This window comes from Pseudomonas fluorescens (genome assembly GCF_902497775.2).
Lineage (GTDB): Bacteria > Pseudomonadota > Gammaproteobacteria > Pseudomonadales > Pseudomonadaceae > Aquipseudomonas > Aquipseudomonas putida_F.
This window is the reverse complement of the sequence record NZ_OZ024668.1, coordinates 2,851,511-2,869,186: the sequence shown is the minus strand read 5'-3', so window position 1 is coordinate 2,869,186 and position 17,676 is coordinate 2,851,511. Positions and strand designations below refer to the sequence as shown.

Sequence of the window (17,676 nt, the reverse complement as noted above, 5' to 3'; positions counted from 1 at the left end):
CCGCTCCTACAGAGATCTCTGTAGGAGCGGGCTTGCCCTGCGATGCTTCTATTTCACCGACTTCAAGAACGCCGCCGTCTCCGGTTGCAACGGGTTGCCGATCACCTGGTCCGGCGAGCCGATTTCGTGCACCAGGCCGTTACGGAAGAACGCCACCCGGTCCGACACATCCCGGGCAAAACGTATCTCGTGGGTCACCAGGACCATGGTCATGCCGTCCTCGGCGAGCATGCGCATGGTGTCGAGCACCTCGCCCACCAGCTGCGGGTCGAGCGCCGAGGTGGCCTCGTCGAACAGCATGTAGTCCGGCGACATGGCCAGCGCCCGGGCAATTGCCATGCGTTGCTGCTGCCCGCCCGAGAGCTTGCCGGGGAAGGTCTTGAGCTTGTCGCCCAGGCCCACGTGGGTCAGTTGCTTGACGGCCAGCGCTTCGGCATCGTGCTTGTCTTTGCCGAGCACCTTGCGCGGCGCGAGCATGACGTTTTCCAGCACCGTCAGGTGCGGGAAGGCATTCCACTGCTGGAAGACAATGCCGATCTTCTGGCGCAGGCGGTTGAGGTCGGTGGCCCGGTGGTGGACCTCGACGCCGTCGACGCGGATGTTGCCTTTCTGGATCGGTTCCAGGCCGTTGATGCACATCAGCAAGGTCGACTTGCCCGAGCCCGAGCCGCCGATGATCGACACCACTTCGCCCTTGTTCACGGTCAGGCTCACGCCCTTGACCACTTCCAGGTCGCCGAAGGATTTGTGTACGTTCTCGATCTCAATCATTTTCCTGCCACCTTCTTTCCAGACGGGCGCCCAGGCGGGCAACCACCAGGCTCATGACGTAGTAGATGAGGCCTGCGATGCACAGCACCAGCAGGGGTTCCTGAATCCGCGTAACGATGGTCTGCGAGGCGCGCAGCAGTTCGACGATGCCGATCCACATCACCAGCGCCGTGTCTTTCATCACCCCCAGCACCAGGTTCAGCCAGCCGGGAAACGCCACCCGGGTGGCCATCGGCAGGACGATCCAGCGCAGGTCCTGCAGGTAGCTCATGCCCAGCGAGCGGCTGGCCCGGCGCACGCTCAGCGACACCGCCAGGACGCCGCCACGGACGATCTCGGTGAAGTACGCGGCGGTGTAGACCCCCAGCACGATGCAGCCGACGCTGAAGGCGCTGATGTCGAGGCCGACGATGCTCTTGAACGAGTTGAACAGCACGAACTGGATCAGCAGCGGCACGCTGCGAAACACATCCAGCACCCACGCCAGCGGCAGGCTCAGCCGTGGCCACAGGGCCCGGGCCAGGCCGAACAGCAGCCCGGCGAAAGTGCCCAGCAGGATGGCCCAGAAGGTCAGCTGCAAGGTGATGCGCGCCCCGTCGAGCAGGAACACCAAGTCGTTCCAGGTAAAACCGGTGGAAAACATGCCGAGCTCCTCAGTAACGGAACAGCCGCCAGGCCATCAGCCGGGCCAGCGCGACGATTGCCTTGGCAATCACGTAGTACAGCGCCGCCGCCAGGGCGAAGTATTCGAAGGTGCGGAAGGTCTTGACGTTGTAGTCCTGGGTCACGCCGGTCAGGTCGTTGTTCAGGCCCACGATCACCCCCAGCGACGTCATCAGCACTGCCCAGACCATCTGGTTGGTCAAGGGGTAGAACACCACCCGCAACAGTTGCGGGATGACGATCATCCGGTAGGTCTGAAAGGCGCTCATGCCCAGCGAGCGCGCCGCCCGCATTTGCGTGGTCGGCACGGCCTTGAGGCCGCCGCGAAAGTTCTCCGCCAGGTACCCGGCGTTGTTGAAGGTGATCCCGGCCAGCAGGGCGATCCAGGAACTGACGTGCAGCCCCAGCGAGCCCAGGCCGAAGTACAGGATGTAGATCTGGAACAGCGACGGCGTGTTGCGCGCAATCGACACCCAGCCATTGGCAACGCCGCGCAGCAGCGGCTGCTTGCCTTCGCGCATCACGGTCAGGGCCAGGGCGATCAGCACCCCGAAGATCATCGACAGTGCGGCGGTCTCGAAGGTCACCCAGGCACCGGCCAGCATGTCGGGCAGCGCGCGCAGGGCCGAGCGCCACTGGAAGGTGTAGTCAAAGTCAAACATGCGCGCGGCCCTCCGTGCACCCGGCAGGTTGCAGCCAGGCCGGCAAGTGGCCACTGGCCTGGCCGCTGCAGGCCGACTCGACGCATTCGGCGAGGCTGGCGAAATGCACCGGGCGACCGGCCAGGCCCGGTCCGTAGTGGGCATATTTGCCGGAATTGGTCATCAGCGTGCGCGCCGCTGGCGGGATCACCGGCTCACCGAGCATGCACCAGCAGGTGTCGGTCACCAGGGTGACGCCGAAGCGTTCAAGCCCGGCGATCAACCCGGCGGCGCGGGCTTGTTCGAGCACCGCGCGACCGCAGGTGATGGCCACGACCACCTCGGGGTGCTTGCGCCGACCCTGGCACAGCTGTGCGAGCGCCGCGAATTCGCTGAAGGAAAAGTGCGGGTTGCCCAGCGACACCACATCCACCTGAGGCTCGTGGGCACTGTTGAGCGCGCGCCAGCTGTGCAGCAAGTTGTGCAGTTCAATATGCTCGCTGGTCAGGCTGGCGCCGGGTTCGAGGACCTGCGCCGGGTCCAGGGCTTCGGGAGTGACCCCGGCGATATGAAACAGCGGCGCGGCCGAGGTGGTGGCAAAGGCGGCGCCGAAGGCCTTGAGGTCGTCCAGGCTCGGCTGCGCCTGTTCCAGCCCGTATACCAGGGGGATCCGCGAGCCGGCCAGGGCGCCGATGTGATAGCCGAGCAGGGGGTAGAAGCTGTCGTCCAGCGGCTGCAGCGCCGGCACCTGCACCAGCAACTGCGCCTTGCGCTGGCTGTCCAGGTGACAGCCGATGCGTGGCGCGCGGCCGGTCAGGGCGATGCAGATATCGAGGTAGTCGGGGTACTTGAGGGTGCGCGCACCCAGCACGCTGTTGGCGAAGACCACGGCGTTGGATTCAGCCCAGACGATCTGTTCGCCCTGGGTCGGCGCGCTGTCGAGCAGGTAAGGCGCGCAGGTGAAGCTCATCTGCGCACCCATGGCCATATAGGCATCGCCCAGGGCGCTGGCCGGTTCGCCCAGTGCCGGGTCGATGCCCAGCTCGCGCCAGCGGCGCTGGTCGACCGAGATGGCATTGAGCGTGGTCGGCACCCGCACCTTCGCGCCCCAGCGCAGCAGTCGTTCGGCGAAACCGAGGCTGGCGGGGCCGGTGTAGATGCAGCCGTCGATATGCGCCTGGGTCACGTCCAGCAACTGCTCGGCGCCTTGCAGCTCGGCCATGCGCAGGACGATCTGCATGGCCATCTGCGCAGCCTTGCCGTGGCTGCCGTCGAGCAGCGCCTGGTCCTGTGCTTGCAGCTTCAGACCCGTGCTAAACGGCCGGGCGCCCTGGTTAAAAGGCGCGGCCTGCCAGTGATCGGTGGGTGCCCGGGCATACAGGCTCAGGCGCTCGCCTTCGACCCGCGCCCAGCCTGCACCACGCAAGTTGGCGAAGGCCTCCTTGCCGATGCACAGCACCGGCAGGGAGCGTTGGAACAACGTCTGCGCGACCAGCACGCCGAGGGTGAGGATCTCGTCGGCTTCGGCCAGCACCAGCGCCGCCGGGGCGTGGCCGTTGCTGATCAGTTCCATCATCACGCTGCTGCCGGTGCACGAGCCGCGCCCGCTGGGAATCGCCAGTACGCGCCCGGCGATGCACTGGCCGCTCAGTGGATGATGATGGTCGATGACTTCGCCGCTGGCGGGGTCAACCCCACCCCAGAAGCTCAGCCCGGTATCGGCGAACAGCAAGGGGCCCTGGGCCGCGCCCTCGACCAGGCTGCGCCCGGTCAGGGGGATGGGTGTGCTGGTCATGCTGCCCACCTCAGTAGTAGACCTGTGGCACGGTCAGGTCGGTCGGGGCGATTTCAGTGCCCACCCACTTGGTGAACAGCTCCTTGTAGCGCCCGGTGCGTACCTGCTGGTTGACGAACAGGTCCAGGTAGCGCAGCAGGCCGTATTCATTGCGCTTGGCGCCCAGCGACACGTAATCGATCACGTAGGGGGCGTTGCCGGCGACCTTGAGGTTCTTGTACTTGCCGGACTTGAGGGTGGCCGCGGCGACGGTGTTGGTGACCACGGTGGCGTCGATGTGCCCCTGGGCGACCGCCAGCAGGGTGTCGTTCTGCGACTGGTAGGCGCGGAAGGTGCCGCTGCCCCAGCTCTTCACGTCTTTTTCCAGGGCGATGGCTTCATAGGTGCCGCTGGTGTTGCCCAGTGCTTTGCCCTTGAGGTCGTCGAAGCTGTTGATGCCGGTGTTGTCGCGGGTCAGTACCACCATCTGGAAGGCGAAGTAGGGCACGGTAAGGCCGACGGTCTTGGCCCGCTCAAGGGTGTCGGAGGTGGATGCCACGATCACGTCGGCGCGGCCGGAGACCAGGGCCGGGATGCGGTCGGGGAAGGGTGTTTCGACCACTTCTGGCTCGACCCCCAGCACCTTCGCCAGGTCGCTGCAGTAGTCCACGTCGAAGCCGGCGGGTTTGTTGGCTTCATCGCGAAAGCCCATGGGCGGGAAGTCCAGGGTCACGGCGCAGCGCAGCTTGCCGGAGCCGATGATGTCGTCGAGCTTGTCGGCCTGGGCGTTGGCAATGCAGGCGGTACTGAGAACAGCGCCGAGGGCTACGGCAAATGTGCGGTTTTTCATAGGTGCCTCGTGGTCGGATAAGTGCTGTTAGATATCGTATTGGAGATTTCGTATACGATATTTTTTAGTGCAATGGCCGTGCCTGTTTTATTGTGGGTGTAGGAATAATCCTGCGGCCCGTGCGCTAGGGCGCCTGCAGCAAAGGCGGGGTGTTGTCGGTGGTTTCACCGCAACTCAACGGGCGCTACGCAGGTGTTACATATCGGAGCACTGCTGGCGCGCGGCGCCCGCTAAAGGAACACTCAGCGCTGGCTGTCGCGGTACTGGCTCGGTGAAAGCCCGGTGAGGGCGCGAAACTGCCGGCTGAAGGCACTGTGGTCGGTGTAACCGCAGCGCAGGGCGATGTCGGTGATGGGCAGGTCAAGGTCTTGCAGCAGGCGCGAGGCTTCTTCCAGCCGCGCCTTGTGGATCATCTGCCGCGGCGTGAGTTGGAAGATGCGTTTGCAGTGGCGTTCCAGTTGCGCTATCGAGAGGCCTGCAATAGCAGTCAGTTCGGCGAGGCTGACAGGGCGGGTGAAGTGGGCGCGGATATGCGCGTCGACCGCGGCAAGCTTGTGGAACGCCGGGTGGTTGGACTGGGGCAATTGCAGGTCGCGGGAAATACCGGCGAGCCCGACAATATTGCCCTCGGCGTCTTTGAGCGCACGTTTGTGGGTCAGGCACCAGATGGGCTGGTTGCCGTAGTAAAGGTGCAGCTCGAGCTGGTCGGTCAGTTCCCGGCCGCTGCTGAGCACGCGGCGGTCCTGCTCGGTGTAGAGCGGGCCGAAGCGGGCGGGGAATACGTGCTCGGCGGTGAGCCCGAGCAGCTCTTCGCGGTGCTTGCGCCCGCAGCGCCGGGCCAGGGTCTGGTTGACGAAGGCGTAGCGCGCCTGGCGGTCCTTGATGAAGAACACCACATCGTTGAGCGTGTCGAGCAGCGGCGCGATGGGCTGCAGGTTGCTGAGCAGGGTCGGCAGGTCGCAGGGCGCGAAGTGGTTGAGCGTGGCGTGCATGGCGCTGACGTTCCGGGGGCGATCGTCGGGATCATAGAGCGCCCCCGGTATTTATCTCAAGCGTCGCTGGTTTGCTCAAGGCACAGCAGGGTGTCGATGCGCGCCGGGCTGAACGGCGGGCGTGGCGCCGAGGGTTGCCAGCCGAACAGGTACTGCGTGGCCGCGCCGCACACCCGGCCCTGGCAGGCGCCCATGCCGCAACGGCTGGCGAGCTTGGCCTGGCGCCAGTCGCTATGCCCGGTGAGGGCGGCATAGGGGACGTCTTCGCAGCGGCACACCAGGGTGTCGGCAGCGGCCAGCGATTTTAGCGCAGGGTCCAGGGCGAAGGCGTTATGCAGCGCCCTGGCAAACGCGTGCCAGCGGGCGCGCCGGCGCCACAGCCGCTGCGCCGCCTGGCTGTTGCCGGTCGCAGCATTTCCGGCAATAGCACCTTCGACCAAGGCCCGCTCGCTGCCGCCAAAACCTGTGCATTCGCCTGCCGCGTAGACGCCGGGCTGCGAGGTCGCCTGCCAGGCGTCCACGGTAATCGCCTGCTGCTGCACGGCGCAGCCCAGGGCCTGGCCCAGCTGGATGTTGGGGATCAGGCCGAAGCCGCAGGCCAGTCGATCGCAGGCAATTTCCACCACCTGGCCCTGCTGACGCAGGCGCACGCCTTCGAGCCGGTCAGTGCCCAGTGCGGCCAGGACATGGCTGGCGGTGCGGTACTGGCGGTCGAACAGACCGATCGATTGCAGCAGCTTGTGCGGCCAGCGCGGCAACTGCGCGGCAAAGCCTGCGACGGCCGCGCGCGAAGCTTGTTCAGCAATGCGCAGGACCCGGGCGCCGTGTTCTCTGGCGGTGGCAGCGCTGGCCAGCAGCAAAGGGCCGCTGCCGGCGATGACGATGCGCTCATCGCGCACCGGCATGCCGCCCTTGATCAGCGCCTGCAAGCCACCGGCACCGCTCACCCCAGACAGCGTCCAGCCGGGGAACGGCAGCAGCAGCTCGCGGGCGCCGGTACAGAGGATCAAGCGCTCGTAGTGGATCTGCCAGCCGCGCTCGGCGTTCTCCACCAGCAAGGTATTCGGGCCGGGGTTGGCGATCACCCGTGTGCCGCTGTGCCAGTGCACATTGGTGCAGGCCAGCACCTGCTCGCGCAGCCGGCGCGCCTGGGCGGGCACCTTGGCCTGGGGCCCGTCGCGCCAGATCTGCCCGCCCGGCAACGGGTTGTCGTCGAGCAGCACGATGCGCGCGGCCCGGGGCGCAGCGGCCAGTGCCGCAGCCAGCCCGGCGGGGCCGGCGCCAATGATCAGCAGGTTGGTCTGTTCGTTCATGCGTGGGTCTCCACCTGCATGCCGTCGCGGCACTGGGTCTGGCAGGCCAGGCGTCGACGGCCGTCGATGGTCACCCGGCATTCCTGGCAAATGCCCATGCCGCACAGCGGTGCACGGCGGTGGCCGCTGACCGAGGTGCGCGCGCAGCCATCGCCACCCAGGGCCAGGGCGGCGGCCACACTGGTGCCGTCGGCCACGTGCAGCGGGCGGCCATCGAGGGTCAGGTCAGGCATGGGCGAGTGCTCCGAGGAAGCGATCTGGCAGGTAGGGGATGGCCGCCAGCGGCGGCGTTTCGTCGAACAGTTGGGCGCTCAAGAGGTCGGCAGTTGCCGGCGCGGTGGTGACCCCCAACCCTTCGTGGCCGACCGCCAGCCACAGGCCGTCCTGCTGCGGATGGCGGCCCACCAGCGGCAGGCCGTCGGGGCTGGCGGCGCGAAAGCCGGTCCAGGCGCGGATGCCGTTGAGGTTGGCCAGGTCCGGCATGTACTCGGTCGCGCGCTTGAGCATGCGCGCGAGCATCCAGCCTTCCACGGCTGGGTCGGTGGTGCCGAACTGGCGCGAGGCGCCGATGAACAGCTGACCGGTCGGGCGCGGCTGGATGTTGCAGGCGGTGGACGGGCCACTGGCAGTGTGCGCGCTGGTCACGTAGCCCAGCTCTACCAGGGTGTGGGTGACGGTGCCGGGGTAGCGGTCGGTGATCAGCAGGTGGCCTTTCTTCGGCTCGATGGGCAGCTCCGGGCACAGGTCAACGGCCTGGATGCCGTTGGCCAGCACCACGGCTTCGGCGCTCAGCCACTGGCCATTGTCCAGCCGCACGCGCTTGCCTTGCACTGCGCTGACCCGCGCCCGACGCTGCTCGATCCCTGGCGATTGCAGCATCCAGCCGGCAGTGGCCGGGGCGTAGAGGATGCCGTCGCCGTTGATCAGCAAGCCGCCTTCGAGCCCCTCGCGCAGGGCCGGTTCGCGCTGGCGCAAGGCGCGTCCGGCGACCAGCTCGCAGGTCACACCCTGTGCTTGCAGTAGGTTGAATTTGTGTTCGGCCACGGCCATTTCTTCGCCGTTGGCCGCCAGCCACAGCGTGCCGTTGCTGCGGTAGGCGCAGGCCTCTGGCAATTGCGGCGCCAGTTCGCGCCAGCGTTGCAGCGAATATTGGCTCAGTGCCAGTTCCGCAGGGTTGTCGTCGAGCACCAGCAGGTGGCCCATGCCGGCGGCGGTGGCGCCATGCAGCCCGGCGTCCAGCACCAATACACGCAAGCCACGGGCGGCCAGCGCCTGGGCGCAGGCCGCGCCGATGATACCGGCACCGATCACGATTACATCGGCCACGGCAGCGCCGCTCACGGGCGAATGCCCCAGGCGAACGGGTCGTCTTCCTGCAGAATGAGCGTGGCTTCGGCGCTGATGTGCGCACGGCCGCGAATGGTCGGGATGATCCGCTCGCCGTCGGCTTCGAACGAGCCCTCGAAGGTGCTGCCGATCACGCTGGCCTGGCGCCAGTGCTGACCCGGCTGCAGCTTGCCGTCGGCGGCAAGGCAGGCGAGCTTGGCGCTGGTGCCGGTGCCGCAGGGCGAGCGGTCGTAGGCCTTGCCGGGACAGAGCACGAAGTTGCGGCTGTCGGCGTCGGGGTCGTCGGCGAACAGTTCGATATGGTCGATCAGGCCACCGTCCTCGCCACGGATGCCCTGATCCTCCAAGGCTTGCTGCACGGCGTAGGTGTAGGCGGTCAGCGCCTCGATGTTGTCACCGGCGACCTGCTGGCCGTGGTCGGCGATCAAAAAGAACCAGTTGCCGCCCCAGGCCACATCGCCCACCACCCGGCCTAAGCCCTGCACGTCCAGCGCCAGGTCCTTGCGGTAACGGTAGGCCGGCACGTTGCGCACACTGACCGAGTGATCCTCGTGCAGGGTCGCCTGCACGGTGCCGACCGGGGTTTCGATGCGGTGCACGCCCGGCCCGATCCGCCCAAGGTGGGCCAGCGACACCACCAGGCCAATGGTGCCGTGGCCGCACATGCCCAGGTAACCGCTGTTGTTGAAGAAGATCACCCCGGCGCAGGCGCTCGGGTCCACCGGTTGGCACAGCAGCGCGCCGACCAGTACATCGCTGCCGCGCGGCTCCAGCATGCAGGCCGTGCGCCATTGATCGTGCTCCTCGGCAAGGCGCTGGCGGCGCTGAGCCATGCTGCCGTTGCCCAGTTCAGGGAAGCCGTCGGTGACCAGGCGGGTCGGTTCGCCGCCGGTATGCGAGTCGATCACGGTAATGCGTTTCATGGGAGGCCGCGTCCGTTCAGGGAAGTGAACGACAGAGTGGCGTGTCCCCCAGTGCGCAGGCTTGATGCCTTTACGCCACGCCCATGACGAAATCGGCACAGCGGCGGAACCTGTAGGAGCGGGCTTGCCCCGCGAAGAGGCCAGTCCATCCAACACAACAGCTGGCGCCTGGATGGCGAGCGCTTCGCGCTCGATCGCGGGGCAAGCCCGCTCCCACAGGTCCACCAGGTTGCCATTATTTGGTGGGAGGCAGGTGCTCGAAGAGGGTCTTGCAGACGCCGGCGATGTGTTCGTCGAGCAGCCTGACCGCCAGCTCGACATCCTTGGCCCGGCAGGCGTCGAGGATGTCGCGGTGTTCGTGATCGGCGCGATCCTTACCTGCCGACAGGCTCATCTGCATGCGCAGGTAGCGCTCCAGCTTGTCGTTCACCGAGCGGATCATATTGACCAGGAAGGGTCGCTGCGCCGGTTCGTACAGGCAGGCGTGCAACTCCCAGTTAAGCTCGGCCCAACGGCCGACGTCGTTCTCGCCGACGAACTCCTGGCAGATGCGTTCGGCGCGGGCGAAGGTCGCTTCGGTCATGTTCGGGATGGCCAGGCGCAGGGCCTTGTCTTCGAGCAGCATGCGCACTTCGAACATCTGCGCCAGCTCTGATTCGGACATGCGCGTGACCATCGCCCCGCGATTGCGCTGGAACATCACCAGGCCTTCGGCCTCCAGGCGCTTGAGCGCCTCGCGCACGGGGATCTTGCTGACGTTGAACTGGCGGGCGATATCGTCCTGGCGGATCGGTTCGTCTTCGGCGAAGTGCCCGGCAATGATCGCATCGCGCAGGTGACGGGTGATGATTTCCGAAGTCGAAGGCGTGTTGCCCAGGTCCGGGGCATTGAGGCGGGGTACGGTCACGGTGGCGTCGTCCGAAGTTATTTCTGGATATGGTATACGAAACTATCCGGGCATGGCGCCAGACATGCCCGACGCACAGCGCTGGGGGCGGGTTAACGGATGAAGTGCACCTTGCCGGTGTCATCGTTGCCCATGTAGATCCCGTACACCCCGGCCTGGCGCTCTTCGATGTAACGCTCGAGAATCTGCCGGATCGCCGGGTAGTAGATCTCGTCCCAGGGGATGTCTTCGGGGGCGAAGAAGCGATAGTCGAGGGTCTCGGGCCCATACTGGCCGGTAATCTCCAGGGCGATGGCGCGAAAGATGATGTACACCTCGCTGATGGTCGGCACGCTGAAGATCGAGTAGGGCGAGATGATCTCGCCGCGCACACCGCTTTCTTCCCAGACCTCACGCAGCGCCGCCTGTTCAGTGGTCTCGCCGCTTTCCATGAAGCCTGCCGGCAACGTCCAGGTGCCCGGGCGCGGCGGGATCGCCCGCTGGCACAGCAGGTACTTGCCGTCCTGCTCGATGATGCAGCCGGCGATGATCTTCGGGTTCACGTAGTGAACATAGCCACAGGCGCTGCACAGCAAGCGCTCGTGGGTGTCGCCGCTGGGCCGTCCCTGGTGCAGCTCGGCAGTGCAATGCGGGCAGTAACGCGGGACGGCGGGCATGGTCAGCGGCCTATGCGGGGTTCTTTGAGGGCAATGGGCGCGGCGATGTCGCGCACCTTGCTGTTGTCGTTCTGTTTCAGGCGCAGGTAGTCCAGCGCCACTTTGGCGGCGGCGCGTACGTGATCGACCGAGGCCTGGTGAGCGGCCAGCGGGTCACCGGTCTTGATCGCCGCGACGATCTTTTCCATTTCCTGGTTGCTGGCGCCGCGGCGGTTTTCCTGGGACACCGAGGTCGCGCGAAGGTAGCTGATGCGCGCCTGCAACTGGCGCAGCTGGGTCGCGGCCACGTGGTTGCCCGAGCCTTCGAGCAGCACGTCGTAGAAGCCCTGCACCGAATCGATCACCTGTTGCAGTTCGCCTTCTTCGAGGGATTTGCGGTTCACTTCCAGAGCTTTTTCCAGGGCGCGGATATCCTTGGCCTTGGCGTTCAAGGTGAACAGCTGGACGATCAGGCCTTCGAGCACGCAACGCAGCTCGTAGATGTCGCGGGCGTCTTCGAGGGTGATGATCGCGACGCGCGGGCCCTTGGCATCGGCGAACTCCACCAGGCCTTCGGACTCCAGGTGGCGCAGGGCTTCGCGTACCGAGGTACGGCTGACGCCGAGGCGGTCGCAGAGGTCGCGCTCGACCAGGCGATCGCCCGGCAGCAGCTGGAAGCTCATGATCGCCCCGCGCAGTTTGTCGAGGACGATTTCACGCAGGGTGACGGGGTTGCGGTTGACCTTGAAGCTGTCGTCGAGAGGCTGGCGTTTCATCATCGGTGCTCTGCTGAGGGCTGTTGCAGGTGAACAGCCCGTCGTTATCGGGTGGGCTCCGAGTCGGCCTCGGCGAAGGCTTCGCGGGCCAGCCGGAAACTGTCCACGGCTGCGGGCACACCGCAATAGATACCGACTTGAAGCAGGATTTCGCGTATTTGCTCACGACTCAGACCGTTACGCAAGGCGCCACGTATATGCAGCTTGAGTTCGTGAGGGCGATTGAGCGCGGAAATCATCGCCAGGTTGATCATGCTGCGTTCCTTGAGCGACAAGCCGTCGCGGCCCCAGACATGCCCCCAGCAGTACTCGGTGACCAGCTCCTGCAAGGGCCTGTTGAAGTCGTCGGCGTTCTTGATCGATTGGTTGACGTAGTCCTGGCCCAGCACCTGGGTGCGGATCTGCAGGCCTTTTTCGTACTTCTCGTTGTTCATCGCTGCGCTCCGAATCAATCAGGCCAGCGGCGGCAGGGCGCCGAGCTTGCCTTTGTGGTAGATCATCGGTGTTGCCGGTTGCTCGGGCAGGATCAGGTGCTTGACCGCGCCAACGATGATGGCGTGGTCGCCACCGTCGTACTCGCGCCACAACTCGCACTCGATGATCGCCGTAGCGTTGCGCAGCAGCGGGTTGCCCAGCTCGCTCAGGTGCCAGTCGATACCCTTGGCCTTGTCTTTGCCCTTGCCGGCAAAGGCATAGGCTTCGGCGGTTTGCCCGGCGGCCAGCAGGTGAATGGCGAACTGCTTGCTGTCGCGCAGGATCGGGTAGGTGTCGGAGGCGTAATTGGGACAGAACAGCACCAGCGCCGGGTCGATCGACAGTGCACTGAAGGCACTGGCGGTGATGCCGACGATGGCGCCGTCGGCGTCCAGGGTGGTGACCACCGTGACGCCGGACGGGAAGGAGCCCATCACGTCTTTGTAAATGCCGGGTTCGATCATGGACTGGCGCTCCTAACGCATGACAAAGGGGTCGGGCATGGGCGCGGTGGAGAGGTTGATCCACACCGTTTTCAGCTCGGTATACGCCAGCACCGAATCGATGCCGCTTTCACGGCCGTAGCCGCTGTTCTTGAAGCCGCCGATCGGCGCCATGGCCGACACCGCGCGGTAGGTGTTGACCCAGATGATCCCCGAGCGCACGTCCCGGGCCAGGCGATGGGCACGGCCCAGGTCGCGGGTCCAGATACCGGCGGCCAGGCCAAACTGCGAGTCATTGGCCATGGCCAGCGCCTGGGCCTCGGTCTTGAAGCGGATGACTGCCGCCACCGGGCCAAAGACTTCTTCCTGCATGATCTTCAGCGAATGGCTGTCGCATTCGAACAGGGTCGGCTGGTAGTACCAGCCATTGCCTTCGACCTCGGCGCGCTGGCCGCCCAGGCGCAGTTTGGCGCCTTCGGCCTTGGCCGCGGCCACCAGGCTTTCGACCACCGCCAGTTGCTGGGCGGTGGCCATCGGGCCCATTTCGCTGCTTTCATCCTGCGGGTTGCCGATCTTGATGCGTTTGGCCCGCTCGATCAGGCGCTCGACGAACTCATCGAAAATCTCCTCCTGCACCAGCAGGCGCGAACCTGCCACGCAGCTCTGCCCGGAGGCGGCGTAGATGCCGGCCACCGCGCCATTGATGGCGCTGTCCAGGTCGGCGTCGGCGAAGATGATGTTCGGCGATTTGCCGCCCAGCTCCAGCGACAGCTTGGCGAAATTCTCGGCGCTGCTGCGCACTACGTGGCGGGCGGTGGCGGCGCCGCCGGTGAAGGCGATCTTGCGCACCAGCGGGTGGCGGGTCAGCGCGGCGCCGGTGCTTGGGCCATAACCGGTGACGACGTTGACCACCCCTGGGGGGAAGCCGGCTTCAAGGGCCAGCCGCGCAAGCTCCAGGATGGTCGCCGAGGCGTGCTCGGAGGGTTTGATGACGATGGTGTTGCCGGCCGCCAGCGCTGGCGCCAGCTTGATCGCGGTGAGGTACAGCGGGCTGTTCCAGGGAATGATCGCCGCCACCACGCCGATTGGCTCGTGCACGGTGTAGGCAAACAGGTCGGGCTTGTCCAGCGGCAGCGTGCCGCCTTCGAGCTTGTCGGCAAGGCCTGCGGTGTAGTGGAAAAACTCCGGCAGGTAGCCGACCTGGCCGCGGGTCTCGCGGATCAGCTTGCCGTTGTCGCGGCTTTCCAGTTGGGCCAGGTGCTCTTTGTTGGCGCTGATCAGGTCGCCGAGGCGGCGCAGCAGCTTGCCCCGGGCAGTGGCGCTGAGACCGCGCCAGACCGGGTTGTCAAAGGCTGTTTGCGCGGCCTGTACCGCCCGTTCGACATCCGCTTGATCGGCATCGGGCAGTTGCGCCCAGGCTTGCGCGGTGGACGGGTCGAGGCTGTCGAAGGTCTTGCCGCTGACGGCATCGAGCCACTGGCCGTCGATGCACATCTGGAAGGATACGAGTGTCATGCAACGATCCCCTTGGCTGAATCGCAGAGGGTTCGGGCGTGCCCGAGAAAGTCCAGGAGCATCTGGTTGACCAGGCGCGGCGACTCTACCGGCATCATATGCCGTTGCTCGGCCAGCACCACGCTCTGGGCGCCGGGAATGCGCTGGGCCAGTTGCTCGGTCATGGCCGGGGTCGAGCCCAGGTCCCATTCACCGGTGGCGATCAGGGTCGGCACCTGGATACTGGCCAGGTCATCGGCGCGGTACATGTCCTGGGTGGCGAACAGTTCATAGGTGGTCAGGTAGCCCTGCGGATCGTTGCTGGCCAGGGTCTGGCGAATGGCCGCGATCTGCGCTGGATTCGCCGCCTGGTACTCGCGGCTGAACCAGCGTGCCAGGGCCGCTTCGGCGTTGGCGTCGGGGCCGTGCTCGGCAGCCTGGGCGGTACGCGCTATCACCCCGGCGCGCTGTTCGGCGCTGCGGTTGAACACGCTGTTGAGTACCACCAGCGCAGCCAGGCGCTGTGGGTAGTGCAGGGCGAAGGCGCGCGCCACCAGGCCGCCCATGGAGAAGCCGATGATGGTTGCCTGCGGCACTTGCAGGTGCTCGAGCAGCTCGGTCAGTTGCGCGGCATAGCCGGGCAGGCCGGTGCCGGCGGCCGGACGCGGGCTCTGGCCGTGGCCGAGCATGTCGTAGGCAATCACCTGGTAGTCGCAGGCCAAGCCAACGATCTGCCCGCCCCACATTTCTTTGTTCAGGCCCACCCCGTGGATCAACACCACGGGGTGGCCTTGGCCGGTCGCCAGGTAACTGGTGCCGGCCGGGGTGCGTTCAGCAGCAGGCTGAATCATCGGTCGCTCCTAGGGCGTAATTATTGTTATTGCGCTTTTTCAGCGGCCAGCTCTTCCAGGTCGATGTAGCGGTTGCCGATGCGCGGGTGCAGGCGGCCACCGTCGGCGCAGCCGAGCACCACGACGATCTCGTCGGCACGCGGGGCGTCTTCGATCTGCATTTCCAGGGTGATGTAGTGCGAGCGCAGGCCTTCGTCGTCCTTGTGCATCATCGGGATCTGGATCGAGGTCCCCGGGCCGCCGCGCTTGTTGGTGAAGCTCAGGTAGCTCTTGGCCTGGACCGCCTCGCGGTAGTGGTTGCCAAAACGCAAGGTATGGATCACCGCCGAGGCGTGTTCGATCTCGCCATCGGCACCGACCACCGCAGCCTTGCCATAAGCCTCGATCTTCTCGGCACCACCGATGGCCGCGCACAGGCGCTCGACCATTTGCGCACCCAGGTCCGAGCAGTTGGCGCGGATTTCGGGCTTCAAGTCCTCGACAAAACCACGACCCAGCCATGGGTTCTTGAGCACCACAGCCAGGCCGACCATGGTCACTGGCTTGTCCGTGGCCTTGCCGCCTTCAATCAGGGTTTGTTCGCTGTAGGTGACGATCTTGCGGATTTCGAAACTCATGGGCTGCTCCCGTGCAGGATGGGTTGGTCTTGTTGTCTGATGGTATACCATAATATTTGGCGTGCAAGTGCTTCCTGCAAATTTCTCTGCTCGGGGGACGGGTGGGGATGTACAGCATCGCGGGTCAAGCCTGCTCCCACAGAGGTTCAGATAACCTTGTAGGAGCGGGCTTGACCCGCGATAGGGGGACTACTTGCGCGCTTCAAGAATCAAATTGAACGGTGTTTCGGTGGCCCGGCGAAAGCGCTTGAACCCGGCCTCTTCAAACACTGCCCGCAGCCTCGCTTCCCCCGCCTGGGCACCCAGCCCGAGGCCGACTTCCTGGGACAGCGAGTTGGGCGTGCAGATAAAGGTCGAGGCGGCATAGAACAGTCGCCCGACCGGCGTGCTGTTTTCATCCAGGGTGTCGTTGGCATAGGGCTCGACCAACAGCACCGTACCGTCGGGTTTGAGTGTGTCGTAGGCATGCCGGGCGGCGCCGACCGGGTCGCCCATGTCGTGCAGGCAGTCGAAATAGCAGATCAGGTCGTAGTCGTTGCCGGGGAAGTTCTTGGCGCTGGCCTGGACGAACTGCGTGCGCTCGGCCACCCCGCCTTCGGCAGCCCGTTCGCTGGCGATAGTGATGGACGGGCCATGGTAGTCAAAGCCACTGAAGCGCGAGGCGGGGAAGGCCTGGGCCATGATCACCGTCGAGGCGCCATGGCCGCAGCCAATATCGGCGACCTTGGCCCCGGCCTGCAGTTTGTCGATCACCCCGGTCAGGCTCGGCAGCCATTCGGCCACCAGATGGGCACGGTAACCGGGGCGGAAGAAACGCTCGGTGCCACTGAACATGCACGGGTGATGATCGCCCCAGGCCAGGGCGCCATCGCCGCGCATGGCGGCAACCAGTTTGTCTTTGTCATGAAACAGCGCGGCGATCACCGAAGCGCCACCGGCCACATACACCGGAGAGTCTTCGATGGCCAGGGCCATGGCCTGTTCTTCCGGCAGGCGAAAACGCCCGTCGCTGTGTTCCATGTAACCGGAAGCGGCCTGGGCGCTCAGCCATTCGCGCAGCAGGCGGGTATTGCAGCCGGTCTTGTCGGCCAGTTGTTCGGGGCTGATGAATTGGCTGTCGGCCATGGCCCGGTACAAACCGAGCTCATCGCCAAGAATCAGGTTGGCAAGCATGGCGGCGGCGCCCATGTCGGACACCAGCTTGCCCATGAAGTCGTTAAGCCTGGCTTCGTCCATTGCGTGTGCTCCTGTGCGAAGTCCTACGTCAACGCGGTTGCCGGCGGGCCGGCAACCTCGGGCCAATGTGTTGCGGGGGGCAATTTTTAAGTCTAGTTCGCTTCGAAGAACGCCAGCACTTGCGCGCTGAACGCTTCGTCCGCTTCTTCCATGACGAAGTGCCCGCAGTCGGCGATGACGCTGCCGCGCAGATTGTCGGCATGGGCCTGCAGGGTCTGCAGCGGCACCTCGGCGGTAGCATGCTCGGCGCCGATGGCCAGTACCGGCATGCCCAGGCGTTTGCCGGCGCGCTGGCGGTTCTGGGCGATGGTCTGGCTGATCGAGCGGTAATAGGCCAGCCCGCCACTGAGGCCTCCGGGCTTGCTGTAGGCCTTGATGTAGGTGTCGACCGCTACGCGGTCAACATGATGCGCCCAGCGCTCGAACATGAACGTCAGGTAGCGGTCCTCGCGGCCGGTGATCAAGGCCTCGGGCAAGTCCTGCAACTGATTGAACAAAAAGTGCCAGATGAAGATGTTCTGCTCGGTGCTGACGAAGATCGGTGGCGCCTCGGCCAGGCCCGGAATCACCGCCTCGCTGAGCACCAGTTGGCTGACCGCGTCGGGGTAGTCGCTGGCCAGCGCATAGCCGACCCACATGCCCACGTCATGCCCGGCCAGCCGGTAGCGTTGATGGCCCAGTTGGCCCATGGCCCGGTGCAGCAGCGCGGCGATGTTGCCGGTGTCATGTCCTTCGGCGGCCGGGTCGGACAGGCCGGTGCCCGGCAGGTCGACGGCGATGGCCTGGTAACCCTGGCGGGCCAGGGCGCTCATCACGTGCCGCCAGGCGTACCAGGTCTGCGGCCAGCCGGGGATCAGCAGCACCGGCTGGCCGCTGCCCAGTTGCACGCAATGCAGGCGACGGCCGGGTTCCAGGATCAAATAGCGATGTTCGAAGTTGGCTTCGGGGCTTGCTGACATCTGTTGCGCT

At 65.6% G+C, this 17,676-nt stretch carries 20 protein-coding genes; all 20 read right to left on the bottom strand.

From position 1 onward, the window contains the following. Positions 1–48: 48 nt before the first annotated feature. Positions 49–771, bottom strand: coding sequence for an amino acid ABC transporter ATP-binding protein (locus F8N82_RS13045; RefSeq protein WP_038995715.1), 723 nt, complete (start codon positions 769–771; stop codon positions 49–51). Continuing rightward, on the bottom strand, positions 764–1,414 hold the full coding sequence (locus tag F8N82_RS13040) for an amino acid ABC transporter permease (protein WP_010223884.1): 651 nt from the start codon (positions 1,412–1,414) through the stop codon (positions 764–766). Before F8N82_RS13040 ends, F8N82_RS13045 begins: the two co-directional genes overlap by 8 nt. 10 nt (positions 1,415–1,424) lie before the next feature. Continuing rightward, positions 1,425–2,096 carry an amino acid ABC transporter permease gene (locus F8N82_RS13035; RefSeq protein ID WP_038995714.1) on the bottom strand — a complete coding sequence of 224 codons (672 nt, stop codon included), beginning with the start codon at positions 2,094–2,096 and terminating at the stop codon, positions 1,425–1,427. Beyond that, positions 2,089–3,870 (bottom strand): aconitase X, encoded by a 1,782-nt coding sequence (locus F8N82_RS13030; RefSeq protein WP_038995713.1) that lies wholly within the window; start codon positions 3,868–3,870, stop codon positions 2,089–2,091. The genes F8N82_RS13035 and F8N82_RS13030 overlap by 8 nt, the downstream gene beginning before the upstream one ends. 10 nt (positions 3,871–3,880) lie before the next feature. Continuing rightward, entirely contained in the window at positions 3,881–4,699 is an 819-nt protein-coding gene (locus tag F8N82_RS13025) for a transporter substrate-binding domain-containing protein (RefSeq protein ID WP_038995712.1), read from the bottom strand. A 242-nt stretch (positions 4,700–4,941) separates the two neighbouring features. Beyond that, a complete protein-coding gene (locus F8N82_RS13020) occupies positions 4,942–5,691 on the bottom strand; it encodes an AraC family transcriptional regulator (protein WP_038995710.1) in 750 nt (249 codons plus the stop codon). Between the two features lie 56 nt (positions 5,692–5,747). Further along, positions 5,748–7,004 carry an NAD(P)/FAD-dependent oxidoreductase gene (locus F8N82_RS13015; RefSeq protein WP_038995709.1) on the bottom strand — a complete coding sequence of 419 codons (1,257 nt, stop codon included), beginning with the start codon at positions 7,002–7,004 and terminating at the stop codon, positions 5,748–5,750. Beyond that, positions 7,001–7,237 (bottom strand): (2Fe-2S)-binding protein, encoded by a 237-nt coding sequence (locus F8N82_RS13010; RefSeq protein WP_038995708.1) that lies wholly within the window; start codon positions 7,235–7,237, stop codon positions 7,001–7,003. The genes F8N82_RS13015 and F8N82_RS13010 overlap by 4 nt, the downstream gene beginning before the upstream one ends. Next, a complete protein-coding gene (locus F8N82_RS13005) occupies positions 7,230–8,345 on the bottom strand; it encodes an NAD(P)/FAD-dependent oxidoreductase (RefSeq protein ID WP_038995707.1) in 1,116 nt (371 codons plus the stop codon). Before F8N82_RS13005 ends, F8N82_RS13010 begins: the two co-directional genes overlap by 8 nt. After that, positions 8,342–9,274, bottom strand: coding sequence for a 4-hydroxyproline epimerase (locus F8N82_RS13000; protein WP_038995706.1), 933 nt, complete (start codon positions 9,272–9,274; stop codon positions 8,342–8,344). Before F8N82_RS13000 ends, F8N82_RS13005 begins: the two co-directional genes overlap by 4 nt. Positions 9,275–9,509: 235 nt before the next feature. Then, positions 9,510–10,181: a GntR family transcriptional regulator gene (locus F8N82_RS12995; protein WP_038995705.1), complete on the bottom strand. Its 672-nt coding sequence runs from the start codon at positions 10,179–10,181 to the stop codon at positions 9,510–9,512. Positions 10,182–10,273: 92 nt separating this feature from the next. Then, positions 10,274–10,837, bottom strand: a complete 564-nt coding sequence (locus F8N82_RS12990) for an NUDIX hydrolase (RefSeq protein WP_038995704.1) — start codon at positions 10,835–10,837, stop codon at positions 10,274–10,276. Between the two features lie 2 nt (positions 10,838–10,839). Continuing rightward, positions 10,840–11,592 (bottom strand): GntR family transcriptional regulator, encoded by a 753-nt coding sequence (locus F8N82_RS12985; protein ID WP_038999423.1) that lies wholly within the window; start codon positions 11,590–11,592, stop codon positions 10,840–10,842. Between the two features lie 44 nt (positions 11,593–11,636). Then, entirely contained in the window at positions 11,637–12,026 is a 390-nt protein-coding gene (locus F8N82_RS12980) for a carboxymuconolactone decarboxylase family protein (RefSeq protein ID WP_038995703.1), read from the bottom strand. Between the two features lie 18 nt (positions 12,027–12,044). Next, entirely contained in the window at positions 12,045–12,530 is a 486-nt protein-coding gene (locus F8N82_RS12975; RefSeq protein WP_038995702.1) for a flavin reductase family protein, read from the bottom strand. Positions 12,531–12,542: 12 nt separating this feature from the next. After that, positions 12,543–14,024, bottom strand: coding sequence for an aldehyde dehydrogenase (locus F8N82_RS12970; RefSeq protein ID WP_038995701.1), 1,482 nt, complete (start codon positions 14,022–14,024; stop codon positions 12,543–12,545). Next, entirely contained in the window at positions 14,021–14,854 is an 834-nt protein-coding gene (locus F8N82_RS12965; RefSeq protein WP_038995700.1) for an alpha/beta fold hydrolase, read from the bottom strand. Before F8N82_RS12965 ends, F8N82_RS12970 begins: the two co-directional genes overlap by 4 nt. 26 nt (positions 14,855–14,880) lie before the next feature. Then, the gene (locus tag F8N82_RS12960; RefSeq protein ID WP_038995699.1) at positions 14,881–15,471 is read right to left on the bottom strand and encodes an amino acid synthesis family protein; all 591 of its coding nucleotides are present in this window, start codon (positions 15,469–15,471) and stop codon (positions 14,881–14,883) included. A gap of 189 nt (positions 15,472–15,660) precedes the next feature. Beyond that, a complete protein-coding gene (locus tag F8N82_RS12955) occupies positions 15,661–16,707 on the bottom strand; it encodes a class I SAM-dependent methyltransferase (RefSeq protein WP_038995698.1) in 1,047 nt (348 codons plus the stop codon). Between the two features lie 92 nt (positions 16,708–16,799). Next, on the bottom strand, positions 16,800–17,666 hold the full coding sequence (locus F8N82_RS12950) for an alpha/beta fold hydrolase (RefSeq protein ID WP_038995697.1): 867 nt from the start codon (positions 17,664–17,666) through the stop codon (positions 16,800–16,802). Positions 17,667–17,676 lie beyond the last annotated feature (10 nt).